This window comes from Oleiphilus sp. HI0043 (assembly GCF_001634935.1).
Map to the genome: position 1 here is coordinate 1 of NZ_LWEY01000371.1, position 746 is coordinate 746.

2 protein-coding genes are annotated in these 746 nt (G+C 44.6%); both read left to right on the plus strand.

Annotation, left to right across the window (positions count from 1 at the left end):
• Positions 1-437, plus strand: a 437-nt coding sequence (era, locus tag A3729_RS05080) for a GTPase Era (protein WP_068633308.1), incomplete at its 5' end; no start/stop codon positions are given.
• Positions 438-466: 29 nt separating this feature from the next.
• Positions 467-746 (plus strand): DNA repair protein RecO (gene recO, locus A3729_RS05085; RefSeq protein WP_068633310.1); only part of this gene is annotated, 280 nt, incomplete at its 3' end.

Consider the following 746-nt stretch of genomic DNA (forward strand, 5'->3'; position numbering starts at 1 on the left):
CTGCCAAGCATGGACATAATGTTGATTCTCTTGAAAAACTAATTGATAGCTTCCTTCCAAACAGTATTCATTACTATCCTGAAGATCAAGTGACTGACAGAAGTCAGCGCTTTCTGGCTGCTGAGCTTGTGCGTGAGAAGATCATGCGACAGCTGGGGGAAGAGCTACCTTATGCGGTGACTGTAGAGATTGAAGAGTTTAAACAGGTTAAGCACGTGCTGCATATTAGCGCGCTAATACTTGTAGAGCGCAGTGGTCAAAAGAAAATCGTTATTGGTGACAAGGGTGAACAAATAAAAATCATTGGCCGTGATGCTCGTAAAGAAATGGAGCGCTTGTTTGATACCAAGGTGATGTTAAACCTATGGGTTAAGGTCAAAAGTGGTTGGTCTGATGATGAAAGGGCTTTAAAGAGTTTGGGTTATCGAGACGAGTAAGGCTCCTTTAAATAGGGGGCGGTCAGTGCATGAGTATGATTGAGGAGCAGCAAGCGGTTTATGTTTTGAACCGGCGCCCTTATCAGGAGTCCAGTCTTTTAGTTGATGTGTTTTCACTTAATTTCGGACGGCTTACTTTGATCGCAAAAGGGGCCTTGCGAAAAGGAAGTGCTTGGTCAGCCTTGCTTCAACCCTTTCAGGCTCTTTTGCTCTCTTGGAGTGGCCGCTCTTCAATCAAAACACTTCGATCCGTCGATGTTCCAAGCCAGCCCTATAAGCTTCGCGCAAACTATCTTTTTAGTGCTTACT